We start from the raw sequence: 16,689 nt of genomic DNA, 5'->3' as shown, positions 1-16,689 counted from the left end.
AACAATCAATTGACTGAAATTTATTATGATCACTATGACCATAATCTATTTCTTAAGTCTATCTGATTATTGAAAACTTGTTAGTAAATATTTAGATAAATTAACGAGTTGCTCTTCAGATTCGGTGCCCTCAGGCGCTATCCAAATACTGTCTGTATAATGCTCGAAGTTCATATTAAATGTGCTATTTCCATAGCTAAAGCGGGTTTGATGACGATCGGCCCCTTCGAGTTCTTCAATAATAGTGAGCGCTTCTTGATGCAAAAATAGTTTTGCCCAAAATAAATATTCATCTGCTTCTGGTATTTCAGGAACATGAATTAAGAGCACATTGTAGGCGGCATCGAATGTTATTTGTGTCATAAATGGCCCTAAGTTAGATTAGCATGAGGCAAGGTAATTACGGATAAGTTGCATAAACGGCGTGCCATATTTACTGAGTTTAGTAAAACCAACGCCAGACACCGATAGGAACTCGCCATCAGTCGTCGGGGTGAGTTGGGCCATTTCAGCGAGTGTTTTATCATTAAATACCACATAAGGAGGTACATCGTCTTCATCGGCTAACTGTTTACGTAGACTGCGTAACTTAGCAAACAATTTCTTGTCGTAATTGAATTGGGCGAGTTTATCTTGATAAACGTGTTTCGCCTGTAAACGTGGTTCAGCCAATTGTAAGGCGTATTCCCCTTTTAACACTGAACGTGCAGCTTCAGTGAGTTTAAGACTTGCTCCTTGAGTAATATCTTGATTCAGAAGTCCATGGTGGATGAGTTGTCTTAGTACACTTAACCAAAACTCATTACTTTTGTCTTTGCCTAGCCCATAAGTACTTAACTCATGATGTTGATTATCCCGAATGCGACTGGTATTGGCACCGCGTAGCACATCTACAATATAACCTAAGCCAAAGCGTTGCTCGGCGCGGTATACACAGGATAACGCTTGTTGGGCCACTAAAGTGCCATCAAAGCACGTGGGTGGATTTAGGCAAATATCGCAGTTGCCACATGGTTCTCTTTTATATTCACTGAAATAATTTAGCAGTATTTGGCGACGGCAAGTTTGTGCTTCTGCAAAGCTTGCCATCGCGTTAAAGCGTTGCTCTTCAACGCGCCGGCGGTGCTCGTCTTCAATGTCCTCAAAAAAGCGTTTTACGCGACCAATATCAGCAGGGTCGAAATACATAATGGCTTCGGCAGCTAAACCATCACGTCCAGCGCGACCTGTTTCTTGGTAATACGCTTCAATACTTTTAGGAATATCGTAGTGCAGCACAAATCGTACGTTGGGTTTATTAATCCCCATTCCAAATGCAACCGTTGCAACGACAATATGTATGTCATCTCGCGCAAAAGCACTTTGTACAAATTGACGCTGTTCATTGCTCATCCCAGCGTGATATGCCGCGGCATTAAAACCGGCATCAGCCAGCTTTTCAGAGATCTCATCAACGCGCTTTCTACTCGTACAATAAATAATACCGCTTTGATTATTTTGCTCTTTTAAATAGCGCATTAGCTGCGATAATGGCTTGAATTTCTCTTCTATAGTATAGCGAATATTGGGTCTATCGAAGCTACCCGTATGCACATAAGGATTTTGTAAACTGAGTTGGCTAACAATGTCATGGCGCGTTGCGGTATCTGCTGTTGCCGTTAATGCCATCATTGGAATTGTTGGAAAGTGATGTTTTAACTCGCTGAGGCGGCAGTAGTGAGGTCTAAAGTCATGTCCCCAATGTGACACACAATGCGCTTCATCAATGGCAAATAAACTGATTTTTAAATGTCGCATGCGTTCGATAAAGTCGTACTGCAACACTTTTTCGGGTGCAACATAAAGTAGCTTGACTTGATCGTGATGCAGGCGTTGATATATGGCTTGTTGTTGCTCCTTTGGGACGCTGTTATTTATATATTCAGCAGCAACACCCAGTGCTTGCAATTGCGTAACTTGATCTTGCATTAAAGAAATTAAGGGCGAAACAACGAGGGTAATACCATCAAGAACCAATGCAGGAACTTGATAACATAGCGATTTTCCACCTCCAGTGGGAAGTAGAACTAAGCTATCCTGACGCGCTAGGGCTGCTTCGATAACGGCGAGTTGGCCATCTCGAAATTCACTATAACCAAAAATATTTTTGAGTACAGATTTAGCATCATGTTGTGTATTGGTGTGTGCAAGATTATCCATCGCGAGCATTTTAGAGGTTTTTAACCCACTTGTCTGTAACTTTCCAACCTTGAAAAAATACGCAATTGCGCGTAACGTTAACTGGTCAGAGGAGAGGGGGGAGTATGGATAAGTCACAAATCATAACTACAGTAGCTGAAATTTTTGTTGATAAAATGCCATTTAATCAGTTTTTGGCTATTAGGGTTAATCATTTAGATGCGGAATGTGCAGAAATTCAATTACCTTGGAAAGATGAGTTAATTGGTAATCCGTCACAAAAGATTCTACATGGCGGTGTTATTTCTGCCGTATTAGATAATGTTGGTGGAATGCTGGCAGCAGCATCGATTGTTGATAAACTTGAGGTTGACGTACTCCATACAGTGCCAAAAAAGTTAGCAACCCTTGGCACAATAGACATTCGTACTGATTTTTTACGGCCAGGCCGCGGGAAGTACTTCATAGCAAGTGCCAGTCTTATTCGTGCTGGCAACAAAGTATGTGTGTGTAGAATGGAACTTCATAATGATGAAGGAATACAAATCGCCTTTGGTACTGGGACCTATTTAGTCGGCTAAATATTTTATATCACTGAAACTGCATTATTTCATAATTAGCACGTATAATGCCCACCTCTTTGCATCAGATATGATACATATGCCAAACAGTCTTAACAAACAAGGGTACATTTACGCAGTACTTGCATTTTTAATGTGGGGGCTTGCACCGATTTACTTTAAGCAACTCGATCATATCGATGCTTTAGAGATTTTAACTCACCGAATTGTATGGTCAGTGTTGTTTTTACTGGCGATTATTGCGCTAATGAAGCAATGGCATAAAGTAGCCCCGGTCATAAAACAACCAAAATTAGTGTTGTTATTATGCTTAAGCTCCACTTTATTGGGTTTTAATTGGGGTTTATTTATATGGGCGGTCAATAATGGACATATGCTAGATGCGAGTCTCGGATATTATATTAACCCATTACTTAATGTCCTTTTGGGTGTGGTCTTTTTAGCGGAACGGTTGAGAAAATGGCAGAAAGTCGCTGTAGGGCTCGCTGTAGCCGGTGTCTCGTTACAAGTGATTAGTTTTGGCTCTTTCCCTGTTATTGCATTTTCACTGGCCAGCTCATTTGCGATTTACGGCTTATTGCGAAAGAAAATGCCTGTAGAGTCTTTACCTGGGCTATTGCTCGAAGCTTTAATTTTATTACCCGCAGCCATTATTTACTGGTGGGTCAGTGAACCATCAACAACCACGAATATGGCTCAAAATTCAGATTTAATTAATCTACTTTTGATTAGTGCGGGCATAGTCACCACTTTGCCATTATTGTGCTTTATTGCTGCGGCTAAACGTTTAGCCTATTCAACATTAGGTTTGTTTCAATATATAGGCCCTAGTTTGATGTTTGTATTGGCTGTAGCATTATATGGGGAGTCTTTTTCTACTGAGCGTATAGTGACTTTTGCATGTATTTGGAGTGCATTGGCGCTATTTAGTTGGGATACATATCGTTCATCAAAATAACGAATAACTGGTTAGGGCAATCAGTATGCCCTAACTTACCACTCTATTTCGACCTTCCTCTTTTGCATCATAGAGCTTTACGTCGGCGGCTTTTAAAAGTGCATCTACTTTTTGCTCTGCCATAGATACAAATCCAATAGAAATAGTAAAGTGGATTTTGTGGGGAGTCATAGAGGCACTGTTTGCATCTAAATACTGCCTAAAGAGTTCTAGTTGTTTCAAGTTCTCTTCTACACTGCCTTGGAGGAAGAAAACGGCAAATTCTTCGCCGCCTAAGCGTGCCTCCAAATCATGTTCGAAAAATTTCTTGAAGCAGACCGCGAGTGCACTGAGCACATCGTCTCCCGCATCGTGGCCATATTGATCATTAATACTTTTAAAATGATCAATATCAATCATTGCCAAGGTACTACTTTGTTGCTTCAGCGCTTTTGACTTAAGTACTTTAGTGGTTTGCTCGAAAAAATAACGCCGATTAGGTAATTTGGTTAAATAATCCGTATTAGCTTGGAGGCGGATAGTTGCGATATTATCGAGCATATCTACGTTCTGACTCAAACGGCAATAAAACTCTTCGGCATTAAAGGGTTTTCGGAGGTAGTCGTTCGCGCCATTTTTCAAAAAGCGCGCAGATAAATGAGATGCATTAGATCCAGAAATACCAATAATGGCAATATCATCGTCACTGTAGAGTCGACGAATTTCACCACACAGCTCAACACCACTCATTCGTGGCATTTCATTATCGGTAATAATGACCGAGATCTCGGGGTTGTTTTGTAGTACCTCAAGCCCTTCTTGACCATCTTTTGCCTCCAAGACCTGATACTTATGTCGCTCTAAAAGTGCGCTGATATAGCGCCTTGTTTGTCGAGAGTCATCGACAACGAGTACTTGTACATTTTCATTACGAGGTAAGCGTTGTAGTTGTCTTTTTAAATATTGGTAGGCTTGCTTATTTTCTTTGGTGATGTAATCAATAATGGGATATTTTTCGACGGTTTCCCGTGTTTTAATGTCTAAATTCCCCGTCATAACGATGGTTGGAATTTCTGCCTTGATGGTGCACGGAATTGCTTCTCCGTTGGGGGCATCCGGTAAAATGAAATCAACGACGGCGCAAAAGTACTGATTTTGGCTTACAAGCGCTTTAGCTTCCGCGAGTGAACCGGCAATATCAGCCGTATAACCAGAAGACACAGCGATGTGTTTCTGAACTTTGGCAATTGTGGGTGTATCTTCAATGATAAGTATTCGTCGAGTCACTTATATAAGCCTAGTCTTTCGCTAATACGCACAACATAGTTGTAAACCTATCTCGCCAAAAAAGCAATGGCTAATGTGGGGGACAGGTTTATAACTAATTGTTTTTCGTTATATTGTAATAATACTAGACGAAATGATGACGATAACAAGTAAGGAACGTAATTCCTCAATTTAGAGGGGTGTATCACTGTTGGTATTTTATTACGAAATTGGTAGCGAGACGCGTGCGTATCGCGATACACGCTCATTTACTTGCAGGCTAATGGTATTTTCTTTGGTGACGCATTGCGAGTGTGTCTCTGATTTTCCCGCTGCAGGGTGATTAAATATCCCGTAATTTACCTCCTAACTCCCTAAGTTTTAATAGTACTCAAATTGCACCACAAGTGGACTACACTTCCACAGGTTACGGCATATCAATCCCAAGTCGGCAATGTAAATTGTGAGCCAGAAAACTACATTACGGATTTTTATTTTGAGGAGCAGCAATGGACACTGAACTATTGAGGACGTTTGTAGAAGTTGTCAATACACGGCATTTTGGTCGTGCTGCGGAAGGTTTATATATTACACAGTCGGCAGTCAGCTTTAGGATTCGACAGTTAGAGCAGAGTCTTGGTGCCACGCTATTTATTAGGCAAAGAAATAACATTCAATTGACGGCGTCAGGGGAGCGGTTGTTGCCCCATGCGCAGATGATACTTACAGGTATGCAACGGGTGAAAGCAGAAGTGGCGCTTTCCAATCATATAGTGGCACAATTATCAATCGCTGGGACGGCCAATATTTGGGATGCAGTTTTACAGTCTAATATGGGTAAATTGGTTATTGCATTGCCCGATTTGTCATTAACTGCTGAAGTGAAAGGATTGCAAGAGTGTACCCGGTTGCTATTGGAGCGAGCTTTAGATGTAGCAGTATTATTTGATCCGCCTAAAGTTGATGGATTAGTGGTTAAATCTATCGGCCACTTAAGCATCTTACCCGTTAGTACATTTGAGTGCTCGGATGCTGTGATGTTTTTTGATACTCAATATGTGTACGTTGATTGGGGACCGACATTTTCAACTTGGCATGCAAAGCAGTTCCAGGGTCAGATGCCTTATTACTTTAAAACAAGTACTGGGCGAATTGCGCTTGATTTAATGATGAATCATGGTGGCGGTGCTTTTATTTCACAGAACCTAATTTCTGACATGCTCAAAAGTGGCGAGTTGTACCATATTAGTGTTGTGGCTGGGTCATCCAAGGAGGTGTTTGCGGTCTATCATAAAGACAGTAGTCAGTTACCTGCCATTGAGGTTGCTGTAGATTCATTGGCCGCATTTATGTAGCGGTTTTTCTGTGTAATAGGGTGCGTCGCTTTCTCATCGTCTTATATTGGTTTCGCTATTTATCATTGAATCTACGGTTATTATGTCAGCTTGATGTCGTTTTAATTTCATTTTCAAGTAGTCTTTTTTACCAAAATATTTCTCATGTAATATTTCTGTCATTATGAGCTGGCACACTGCGCCTGTCTAAAAATTACGTGTTGCGATATTGAGGAATATAAACATGAAACTAGTTAAATCAACGCTTTTGCTGTCTGTATTAAGTGCACTATCATTCAACGCCCACGCTGATGTTAAGGTGTATGGTAAAGCAAACGTATCTGTGCAATCAACAGATGAAGGTGAAGGTTCTGCAACTGAAATTAAAAGCAACGCATCGCGTTTTGGTTTTAAGGGATCAGAAAAACTAGGAAGTGATTTAGAAGTTATCTATAAGCTGGAGTTTCAGGTAGATTTGTCTGATGCGGATTCAAAAGGTGATAAAGATAACATTACAGCACGTAATCAATATGTTGGTTTAAAGGGCAACTTTGGTGAGGTAGTGATAGGTCGAAATGATACGGCGTACAAACAATCTCAAGGCAAACTAGATCAATTCAATGACCTTGAAGGCGACATTAAAAATTTGTTTAAAGGTGAAAATAGACTCGGCAATTCTATTTCATATAAGTCGAACAGTTTTAGTGGCTTTAAATTGCTAGGGACTTTTATTGCTGAAGATGACCGAGACGGTAAGAATGGTTATTCAACTGCGCTAACATATGGTGACAGTAAACTGAAGAAGAGTTCGGTTTATGCAGCAATTGCTGTAGACAGTGAAGTAAAAGGCTATGATGCAGTTCGTTTTGCAATCCATGGTAAATTCTCTGATATTAAAGTGGGCGCGATTTATCAAATGCAGGAACGTTCAGATGGCTCAGATGAAGCTGATGGATATATGCTAAACGCGGCTTACAGTATGGGGGCAAATACATTCAAAGCCCAATATCAAGTGATTGATTTTGATCAGGGTGACAAAATTGACGGTATTTCAGTGGGCATTGACCACAAATTGAATAAAGTCACCAAGCTATATGGCTTCTACTCAACATTTGATGGTGATAATCAAGTTGAACGTGATTATGTTGCTGCAGGTATTGAATATAAGTTCTAATAACAAGAGTAACCTCAGAAAAAAAAGCTCATCATATGAGCTTTTTTTGTATTTACTAATATTAACTACTTAGTGACATTTTAAAAGTTCAACTACGTTACCGATAACCCATCAGTTTTTGTATTTCTAAGTGAAATACCCGCTCGTCTTGCGAACATACCCTTCATAAAAACGGAAATAAAGTTAAAATTCCATTATTTATAAAATGAAAATAATAAATATGGAATTTGAACGCATAACGAATATGATAGTGTTATGTTAATGGGGACTGTTTTGATATTCCAGTAGAAAAAATGTGGAAAAATCAACCTAAAGGAGGACTCTTACTGAACTTGCTCATTGATGAGGCACAAAATATTGAGGTGCTTGAGATGTATGTATCAAGTTATTTCTCCAGATCCTTACTGTAGAAATCGTGAAATACCTTAGTCATATATGATTTAACGTTTGAGGGGAAACCCCCATTTTATATTTAAGGAAGCTTATGCTTAAGCTAAAAAAGAAACTGCTTAATCATGAAGTGGTTGTGTCACTTTGTTTTTCTATTTATGGGGTTTTCTACATTTTAACCCTGAGTTTATTGATGAGAGTAAAATAAGGATACTTTATTTCTTAACGCCAATGTTTTTTGTATATTTTATTTTCTCTCTTGTCTTCTCATTTAAATCATACAGCCATGTTGTTTTGGATAAAGATTATTTGTCTTTAGACGATGAAGAAATAAAAATGAAGGAGCTTGAGTTTGTTAATGTTTATATTTTTTATTCTTTTGAATCAATGGGGTGGGTGAGGAAAGTTAAAGTTTTCTATAAATATGTAGACGGAAGGTATTGTGATTTTTCAGGGTTTTATAAATTGAATATGGATTATAAAGAATTGCTTGATTTTTATAGCGATAATAAAAAAGTGATCATTGAAAAGAATAGTAGATAAACGGTATGTTGAGAAGAAGTCTTATTACCTTTTTTTGTTTTGCAGTGTTTTTTTTGTTTTATGAGTTGAGCCTAAGTCACTTAAATATAATTAATGAAACGCAATATGAAGAAGCTTCAGCTTCGGTGGTTAAAAAAGAGAAAGAACTATTTGAGAGCGAAGATATTAACTCGTCAACAGAAGATGTAATCTTTTTTGATGAGAAACTGATTCAGTTGGCTTATGATTCTGAACAATGTCACTCTGAATTGGCTAGTAATTTGAAGTTGTTTAATTCAGAGAAAGCTGTATTACTAGACGCGTTTCTGATGCGAAATGATATAGAAGAATCATTATATGAGTTGCGAAAAGCAAAAATTATAAGTGGCGATGAATCCATTTCTTTATACAAGAATTATTATATAAATAAAGAAATTAAGAGGAAAATTGTTAAGAGTGACGATGTTTTAAAAAGCCAAGAACGGGAAAGACTGTTAGAGCGAAATAAAAAATTAGTTACTTTAATAGAAAGTAATGATGAAAATAGTGTCAATACTTGGCTTGAATCTAATTTGCATTTGTTAGATGAACATTTTTTTTGGCGTGAAAACGATCAATTTTCAATTATTTCAAGTGAAATTATTTTTGGACTGTATTGGGAAAAAATACAACAGAGTAGCAGGGATTATTTTTTTAGAACAAATAATTTAAGCTCTTCGCTTTTATACGGAGCCATTGGTGCAAATGTTAAGCCTGAGAATTTACAAGACATTGTTGATAATAGTAATAAATTAACAACTCCATTATTGCTTTCAGATGGTCATCTAGGTGATTTGCTAACAGCTTCAGTATTGTCAGAGAACATTGAGCTAACTATCGTACTAAAAAGAAGCGGTAAATTTAAAAGGGATAACCTGCTAACTCCACCAGCTAATAAGTATATTAAAGATAAGTTACTTGCGAATAATCTTACTGAAAATAATATAGTTTATTTAAAAAAGTTAGCAAAGCACGGAGTTGTTCCCATCGTAGATAAAAAAGGTACTCTTTTAGGGACGGGAGGTGTTCAACTGCCAATAGAGCTAAGACATTCTATTGAATTTGAAATACAGAGCACAGTTGGAAATATTGATAGAGAAGTGCTTTTAGTCGATGAAATGAGAGGGGTGTTGGACAAGAAAGAGCAGTTAAGTGAAGATAGATATCGCTGTCAAAAGCTGAAGCAAGCATTGGAAAAAATTGAACCCAACTTTCATAGTTTTAGGCCTGATGAATATTTGATAGGGAAGACAGCCAATAGTAATGCTGAGAAAGTATCTTTTCTTTTTAATATATCCCCGGTGTTATCTGAAATTTTTATTTTGGATTTAATATCAAAAGGAGATACTAAGGATTTTGCAAAGATTGATAGTAGTGTGAAGAATTTCAATGAAATAACGCCGGAGATTATTCAGCTAGGTAATCAATCTCTTCCTCATGAACAAAACTATTTGACTTACAAGTTGTACATTAGCATCGGCCAGAAAGCACTTGATATCGCAATGAAGAGTTCTTGGTATATCGATTTTTATAAGTTTCCTTCACAGGAGCTTATAACAGGTGAATATCATCACTTTTTGGTAGACTATCGAGCTACTGGGAAAATAACGCCTTCTTTGCTGTACAAAAGCATATCAGAGCGCAATTATGATCATGCATTAGAGTTAATTGAGAGGTTTCCGTATTTAAATGGTTATAAATTCGGGAGAGATACTTTCCATTTATTTTTGGATCGAGTGATTCCTTTCAAAGTCGGTTATTTAAATAAAAAGCAAGAAGTTATTTTTGAGCACTTATTAAATAATACGATACTAGATAAATTTCATTATCAGCGTTTGCATCGACTTAAGCTCAAAATGCCTATTTATTTTAGTAAATTAACAAGGAAATACTCTCAGCTACAAGATGTAGAGTCGTACGAGGTTAGTCGTTATTTAGGACCTTAAAATCAGTTCATTGCTAAATTAGCTGTAGAGGGCTAATTTAGCATAACTACATTATGCTTGATTCGTTAAGTGTAAATACTTTTCAGCCAATTGATCTAGGCTTTCCTGCCTATTGGGGTCAGGCTTGATACAATCAATCGGGCAGACACTTACGCAAGTTGGTGTATCATAATGGCCGACACACTCAGTGCACTTATCTGGGTCTATCTCATATATTTCTTGTCCAAAATAAATGGCTTGATTCGGACATTCCGGATCACACATGTCACAGTTAATACATTTATTATTAATTAACAAAGCCATCGTTAATCCTATTAAAATGGGTTTCGTGTATCTTGGTTTGCACCCAAATTACGCATTAAAATAGCATGATCTAAGTTAATGTCTTCTGGAAGTGGGATCTGTACAATATGACCAGACCCTTTTGCATCTTCAATACGTTGTCCTTTTTTGTTTTCCATATGCGCTAAATTAAAGGCAAGATTGCCCTTTGGTGTCATGAGTTCAAGACTATGGCCGGTACAAAACTTATTTTTAACATCAACTTCCACTAAACCATTGCTGTGTCTGCCAAGGATTTCACCCACAAATTGTTGTTTGTCACTGATTGAATGGCCGTATTCATAGTTTTGATAGTCTTGATGCGCATGCCTTTTTAAAAAGCCTTCGGTGTAACCTCTGTGTGCGAGATTCTCTAGTGTGCGCATTAATGTCGGATCAAAAGGTTTACCTGCTACCGCATCGTCTATTGCTTTTCTATAGACTTGTGCCGTGCGAGCAACATAGTAAAAAGACTTGGTTCTGCCTTCAATTTTGAGGCTATGTACACCCATTTTTGTAAGTTGCTCGACATATTGTACCGCACGTAAATCTTTTGAATTCATGATGTAAGTACCATGCTCATCCTCAAAAGCGGGCATATATTCGCCTGGTCGACCAGGCTCCTCCAGCATAAATGTGGCGTTGGTGGGCGCACCGGCGCCCAATGTTGGGATCACAGTATTGGGGTCGATTTTATGCACAAGATCGCCGGTTTCATTTTCTTTTGCGGGCTTTGCATCATATTCCCAACGGCACGCGTTGGTGCATGTCCCTTGATTTGGATCGCGCTTATTAATGTATCCCGATAGCAAGCAGCGACCAGAGTACGCCATACATAAAGCCCCATGAACAAATACTTCTAGCTCAGTATTAGGGCACAGAGTGCGAATTTCGCTAATTTCATCAAGGGATAACTCACGAGACAAAATAACGCGTTCTATCCCCTGTTGTGCCCAAAACTTTACACTGGCAAAATTAACGGCGTTGGCCTGCACAGATAAATGGATCGGCATATCAGGCCACTTCTCTCGAACAAGCATGATCAAGCCCGGATCCGACATGATCAACGCATCTGGCTGCATAGCAATAACGGGTTCAATATCTCTTAGATAGGTTTTTACTTTACTATTGTGTGGGGCAATATTTGATACGACATACAGTTTTTTATTTTGTTGATGTGCTTCATTGATACCCAGTGCTAAATTGTCTAAATCAAACTCGTTATTACGTACTCTCAAGCTGTAACGAGGCTGCCCTGCGTAAACTGCATCTGCACCATACGCAAAAGCGTAACGCATATTCTTTATACTACCGGCAGGTGAAAGGAGTTCTGGTATAAACATAGTAAATAAACCTCATCATAGAACTGGGTACAAACCAGCTGTTGGGGCCAAAAATTGACGTGAAAGTGAAAAGCGGCGCAGTATAATAGCCACTTAGTTGCGGCTATTTGATGCAGATCATTATTTCATTGACTGACGATTTACTTTGCCTCTCTTTTTCCTTGTCAAGATAGCGGGCGAATCTAGTAGGTTTTTTCTAGCAAAAAGCGTATAATTCGCGGCCGTTAATATTCATAAACTATTTTGGAGCAAAAAAGATGGCTTTAGAGCGTACTTTTTCAATCATCAAGCCTGATGCGGTAGCTAAAAACCACATCGGTGCAATCTATAACCGTTTCGAATCAGCTGGTCTTAAGATCGTTGCTTCTAAAATGGTTCACCTTTCTCAAGAGAAAGCTGAAGGTTTCTACGCAGAGCACAAAGAACGTCCTTTCTTTGGCGCACTTGTTTCTTTCATGACGTCTGGTCCAGTAATGGTTCAGGTTCTTGAAGGTGAGAACGCAGTACTTAAAAACCGTGAAATCATGGGCGCTACTAACCCTGCTGAAGCACTAGCTGGTACTTTACGTGCTGACTACGCAGACAGCATTGATGAGAATGCGGTACACGGTTCAGATGCTCCAGAGTCTGCTGCTCGTGAAATTGCTTACTTCTTCGCTGAAGAAGAGCTTTGCGCACGTACTCGTTAATATCGAGCGTAAGCAAAAGAAAGAAGGGCTTTCGAGCCCTTTTTTTGTCTCTGTTTAAAGTCTGTTTTGCAAAATGTTTAGTCAGCCTTTGGTATGAACCTTTTGCAAAGCAATCAACAATGATTGTTAAGCTTGCCTGTTTTTTGTACAATGCGCGGCTACCTTATCGTTGTTATACCGTCACCTGAATTGAGGTTGTTTCATGGCCACCACTGAGAAAAAAATTAACTTACTTGATCTTAATCGCGAGGGGATGCGCGAACTTTTTGCATCGTACGGAGAAAAGCCGTTTCGCGCGGATCAGGTGATGAAATGGATTTATCACTTTGGTATTGATGATTTTGAGCAAATGAGCAATATCAACAAAAAGCTTAAAGCAAAATTATCTGCTGACTGTGAGATTGTCGCGCCAGAGATCTCAGTTCGACAAGAAGCCAGCGATGGCACCATCAAGTACGCTTTGGTACTTGAGGGTGGGCAGGAAGTTGAAACAGTGTGGATCCCAGATAAAGACCGAGCCACATTATGTGTGTCTTCACAAGTTGGTTGTGCGCTTGAGTGTACATTTTGCTCGACGGCTCAGCAGGGCTTTAATCGCAATCTAAAAGTATCTGAAATTATTGGCCAAGTATGGCGAGTGGCAAAAGATATTGGTTTACATGACGGTGATAGCACTAAACGCCCAGTGACGAACGTTGTAATGATGGGGATGGGTGAGCCGCTACTTAACGTGAACAATGTTGTTCCTGCGATGGAATTGATGATGGATGATTGGGCATTTGGTTTATCTAAGCGCCGTGTCACTTTGAGTACGTCAGGGGTCGTGCCGGCACTCGATATTTTGAAAGAGCGTATTGATGTGGCACTGGCTATTTCGCTGCACGCACCAACCAATGATTTACGTGATGTTTTGGTGCCAATTAATAAAAAGTACCCAATTGAAGAGTTTTTAGCGGCTTGTCGTCGTTATATTGATGGTTCTAAAGCCAATAAAGATGTCACTATTGAGTATGTCATGCTGCAAGGTATTAACGACAGCACAGATCAAGCTCATGAACTTGTAAAAGTCTTAAAAGGGACACCATCAAAAATTAATTTGATCCCATTCAATCCATTCCCTGGTAATGAATATGGTCGTTCAAGTAATAGCCGTATAGACCGCTTCTCTAAAGTATTACAAGCCGCAGGTTTAACTTGTATTGTGCGCCGCACACGAGGCGATGATATTGATGCAGCTTGTGGTCAATTAGTGGGGGACGTTGTCGATAGAACGAAACGTTTAGCGAAAAAACAAATGCGTGAAGATAACGCGATTGCGGTTTCTGTGAAGGCCAGCTAAGTAAATTAGTTTATTAAAAGCCCTTTTGTCTAAAAAACAGATGAAACATAAGGGCTTTTAGGTAATATAGAGGCTCGATGTTATTACATAATGGATGGTGCATGCGTTCTTGCTTAATATTATCTGTGGCTTTGCTTTGTTTATCTGGGTGCGTCACCGAAACGAGCTCGGTCACACGTAACAATCCTAGTGCCAAAAATACAGTGAGTAGTCAAGATGCTGCTAAAACGCGGATTGCACTCGCGATGCAGTATTTAAATGCAGGCAATACTACCCAAGCTAAGTTTAATCTAGAAAAGGCAGCTTCCTTTGCCCCTCACCTCGCCGAAGTCCATTATGCTTTGGCATATTATTATGAAAAAGTCGGTGAACAACAATGGGCCAAAAAAGCATACTTAAAAGCACTGGCACTAAACCCTGATGACCCAAATGCGTTAAATAACTACGGCACCTTTTTGTGCCGTATTGAGGATTACGATGGCGCACGTGCACAGTTATTGAAAGCCATTAATATTCCAAGTTATTTGAGAGTCGCGCAAAGTTATGAAAATTTAGCGCTATGTGCTGTCAAACAAGACAAGTTTGAGTTGGCATTAGAGTATTTAGAAAATGCAGTCCAGCATAATGGAAGAAGCCAGTCGGCATTGATTGGACTTGCTGCACTTTTTTATGCAAAAAGTGATTTACATCAAGCCGAAAATATCCTTGAGGCTTATCGCAACAGGGGGTTTATGTCTGCTAGAGCTCTACTATTAGAACACTTACTGCATCAAAGAATGGGGCATTTAGAGCGTGCAGAATCATTGTCAACAACCTTAATTCAAAACTACCCTAACTCAAGGCAGGCCGCTTTATTATTGCGTGAAAAGGTGCTTGAGTCTGAGTTTGAAAAATTAACAGAGCAGTATCGTCAAGCGCAAATAAAGAAAATAACTAAAATGGGATCAGGGCGTGTCATCAATGAACCCAAGATCAAAATTACGCGTAAAAAAGTAGCTAAGCAAACAGTCTCTGTGGTTAAACAAGCCGCTGATGTTTCACAAGCGAGTATTTCTTTACGCCAAAATACCGAGAAATACACGGGAAATTCACCCACAATTACGCCTGTAGCGAGCACAGTCAAAAGTACTCAATTACCTGTAAAAACACACATTAATGAAGACAATATACGGGTAATTTCATTTGGAGAAAGTACCGAGGCGTCAGACTCAGGCCAAGGCACTGTCAAGTTTTATAAACCAGACCCAAACAAGGTGGTTTTTAAAAAATCTGCCGCTCATTCGACTGATATCATCGCAGAAGAAAGCCGTCGAGATCATTCTGTGAATATCACTGTGCCTTTGCTTAACAGTGAGGTAGTAATGCCGAATGTGCCGTTTCACATAATGAAGGTAGCTGAAAACCTTTTTAGTTTATCGGTTCGTTATGATATCAAAATAGCGAAATTATTAACGTGGAATGGCCTGAAAGCCTCAGACAAAGTGAAAGCAGGCAGTAAAATCTTTTTGAATAATCCACATATAACCTATGCTATTCAGTCAGATGACACCTTGTATAATATTGCGACTCAGCATGGATTGCAGATCGATGATTTAATGCGATGGAACAAATTAACACCCGACGTGATCTTGAGTGAAGGTCATAGTTTACTAATTGTAGATCCAAACAGTTACATTTTATGAATCAAGAACTTACCGAACAACAAGACGTACCACCTACTTTAGGCTATACATTGCAAGTGGCTCGAGAAGCTGCTGGGTTTTCCATCGAAGAAATTGCTGAACGTTTAAAGTTAAGTCCACAACAAATAAATCAGCTTGAACGAGATGACTACGATAAACTTGGACCATTAACGTTTATTCGAGGTTATTTAAAGAGCTATTGCGCCATTTTACAGTTACCGGCCAAAGAAACGATGGGCTTATTTAAAAGCCCTGAAAAGCAAGCTGTAAGCAAAAAAATGCAAAGTTTTTCCCGTCGCACTGAAAAAGAAGCGAGCGATAATCGTTTAATGATTATTAGTTATGTGATTTTGATAGTGACATTAGGCGCTTCTGGTCTTTGGTGGTGGCAATCAACGGATGCAACTTCGCAATTAGATATCAAAAACACAGAGCCTGCACTTGAAAATACTGAAGCTACCACGGCAATGCGTGCTGATGGGCACATTGACGGATCAATCAACGAGCAGATAAATGAAGATGTGGATGAAAAGAGAGTTGAAGTTCAAAATCAGGCTGAGGCTGTATTGGAATCAAGAGAAAACTCTGGTGAAGCAGATATAGTTAGTGATGACATTGTTTTAGAGACTCAAAATATGTCATTAAATACGGTGGTAGATCCAAAGGCATCAACCACCGAAGAGCAAGCTTTGCCAGAAGGTGTTAGCACAATAGTGATGAGATTCAGTGATGACTGTTGGGTAGAAATATTTGATGCAACACAAGAGCGCGTAGCATTTGGGATTAAAAAAGCAGGGTATACTATGACTGTGCAGGGTAAGGCACCGTTTGCTGTGATCCTAAACAAGCATTTGATGGTAGATGTTGAATTAGATGGTCAACGTGTTGATTTAACATCTTTACCGAAGAACCGATTAGCAAAATTTAAATTACCGTTAGTAGAGTAAC

Annotated in this window: 15 protein-coding genes; 10 read left to right on the top strand and 5 right to left on the bottom strand. The window is 39.2% G+C overall.

The genetic code is table 11. The features are described 5' to 3' along the window. Positions 1–66 precede the first annotated feature (66 nt). Positions 67–363 (bottom strand): DUF3630 family protein, encoded by a 297-nt coding sequence (locus tag PAUR_RS00560; protein WP_192505902.1) that lies wholly within the window; start codon positions 361–363, stop codon positions 67–69. A gap of 18 nt (positions 364–381) precedes the next feature. After that, a complete protein-coding gene (gene recQ / locus PAUR_RS00555) occupies positions 382–2,199 on the bottom strand; it encodes a DNA helicase RecQ (RefSeq protein WP_192506073.1) in 1,818 nt (605 codons plus the stop codon). Between the two features lie 104 nt (positions 2,200–2,303). On the opposite strand from recQ, the gene PAUR_RS00550 reads away from it, so the two are divergent. Together PAUR_RS00550 and rarD are read left to right on the top strand one after the other, a co-directional pair. Beyond that, positions 2,304–2,759, top strand: a complete 456-nt coding sequence (locus PAUR_RS00550; protein ID WP_192505901.1) for a thioesterase family protein — start codon at positions 2,304–2,306, stop codon at positions 2,757–2,759. Positions 2,760–2,829: 70 nt separating this feature from the next. After that, positions 2,830–3,717 (top strand): EamA family transporter RarD, encoded by an 888-nt coding sequence (gene rarD, locus PAUR_RS00545; RefSeq protein WP_192505900.1) that lies wholly within the window; start codon positions 2,830–2,832, stop codon positions 3,715–3,717. 30 nt (positions 3,718–3,747) lie between these two features. Here rarD and PAUR_RS00540 read toward each other — a convergent pair whose 3' ends face one another. Beyond that, entirely contained in the window at positions 3,748–4,983 is a 1,236-nt protein-coding gene (locus PAUR_RS00540; protein WP_192505899.1) for a diguanylate cyclase, read from the bottom strand. A 488-nt stretch (positions 4,984–5,471) separates the two neighbouring features. On the opposite strand from PAUR_RS00540, the gene PAUR_RS00535 reads away from it, so the two are divergent. The 4 genes from PAUR_RS00535 (at position 5,472) to PAUR_RS00520 (ending at position 10,367) form a co-directional block, all read left to right on the top strand. After that, the gene (locus PAUR_RS00535) at positions 5,472–6,317 is read left to right on the top strand and encodes a LysR family transcriptional regulator (protein WP_192505898.1); all 846 of its coding nucleotides are present in this window, start codon (positions 5,472–5,474) and stop codon (positions 6,315–6,317) included. A gap of 223 nt (positions 6,318–6,540) precedes the next feature. Continuing rightward, positions 6,541–7,470, top strand: a complete 930-nt coding sequence (locus PAUR_RS00530) for a porin (RefSeq protein WP_192505897.1) — start codon at positions 6,541–6,543, stop codon at positions 7,468–7,470. Between the two features lie 534 nt (positions 7,471–8,004). Beyond that, positions 8,005–8,403: a hypothetical protein gene (locus PAUR_RS00525; RefSeq protein ID WP_192505896.1), complete on the top strand. Its 399-nt coding sequence runs from the start codon at positions 8,005–8,007 to the stop codon at positions 8,401–8,403. A 5-nt stretch (positions 8,404–8,408) separates the two neighbouring features. Then, on the top strand, positions 8,409–10,367 hold the full coding sequence (locus tag PAUR_RS00520; RefSeq protein WP_192505895.1) for a hypothetical protein: 1,959 nt from the start codon (positions 8,409–8,411) through the stop codon (positions 10,365–10,367). A gap of 51 nt (positions 10,368–10,418) precedes the next feature. On the opposite strand, the gene PAUR_RS00515 is transcribed toward PAUR_RS00520, so the two are convergent. Both PAUR_RS00515 and trhP read right to left on the bottom strand, forming a co-directional pair. Beyond that, on the bottom strand, positions 10,419–10,670 hold the full coding sequence (locus tag PAUR_RS00515) for a YfhL family 4Fe-4S dicluster ferredoxin (RefSeq protein WP_192505894.1): 252 nt from the start codon (positions 10,668–10,670) through the stop codon (positions 10,419–10,421). An 11-nt stretch (positions 10,671–10,681) separates the two neighbouring features. After that, complete coding sequence (gene trhP, locus PAUR_RS00510; protein WP_192505893.1) at positions 10,682–12,031, bottom strand: prephenate-dependent tRNA uridine(34) hydroxylase TrhP; 1,350 nt, start codon at positions 12,029–12,031, stop codon at positions 10,682–10,684. A gap of 257 nt (positions 12,032–12,288) precedes the next feature. Here trhP and ndk point away from each other — a divergent pair, with 257 nt between their 5' ends. The 4 genes from ndk (at position 12,289) to PAUR_RS00490 (ending at position 16,688) form a co-directional block, all read left to right on the top strand. After that, the gene (ndk, locus tag PAUR_RS00505; protein ID WP_192505892.1) at positions 12,289–12,720 is read left to right on the top strand and encodes a nucleoside-diphosphate kinase; all 432 of its coding nucleotides are present in this window, start codon (positions 12,289–12,291) and stop codon (positions 12,718–12,720) included. Positions 12,721–12,922: 202 nt separating this feature from the next. After that, positions 12,923–14,059 (top strand): bifunctional tRNA (adenosine(37)-C2)-methyltransferase TrmG/ribosomal RNA large subunit methyltransferase RlmN, encoded by a 1,137-nt coding sequence (locus PAUR_RS00500; protein ID WP_010364188.1) that lies wholly within the window; start codon positions 12,923–12,925, stop codon positions 14,057–14,059. Positions 14,060–14,160: 101 nt separating this feature from the next. After that, positions 14,161–15,741 carry a type IV pilus biogenesis/stability protein PilW gene (pilW, locus tag PAUR_RS00495; protein ID WP_192505891.1) on the top strand — a complete coding sequence of 527 codons (1,581 nt, stop codon included), beginning with the start codon at positions 14,161–14,163 and terminating at the stop codon, positions 15,739–15,741. Further along, complete coding sequence (locus PAUR_RS00490; RefSeq protein ID WP_192505890.1) at positions 15,738–16,688, top strand: RodZ domain-containing protein; 951 nt, start codon at positions 15,738–15,740, stop codon at positions 16,686–16,688. Before pilW ends, PAUR_RS00490 begins: the two co-directional genes overlap by 4 nt. Position 16,689: the final 1 nt, after the last annotated feature.

Source organism: Pseudoalteromonas aurantia 208, assembly GCF_014858725.1.
GTDB classification, from domain to species: Bacteria; Pseudomonadota; Gammaproteobacteria; order Enterobacterales; family Alteromonadaceae; genus Pseudoalteromonas; species Pseudoalteromonas aurantia.
This window is presented reverse-complemented; position numbering and strand designations above follow the sequence as displayed.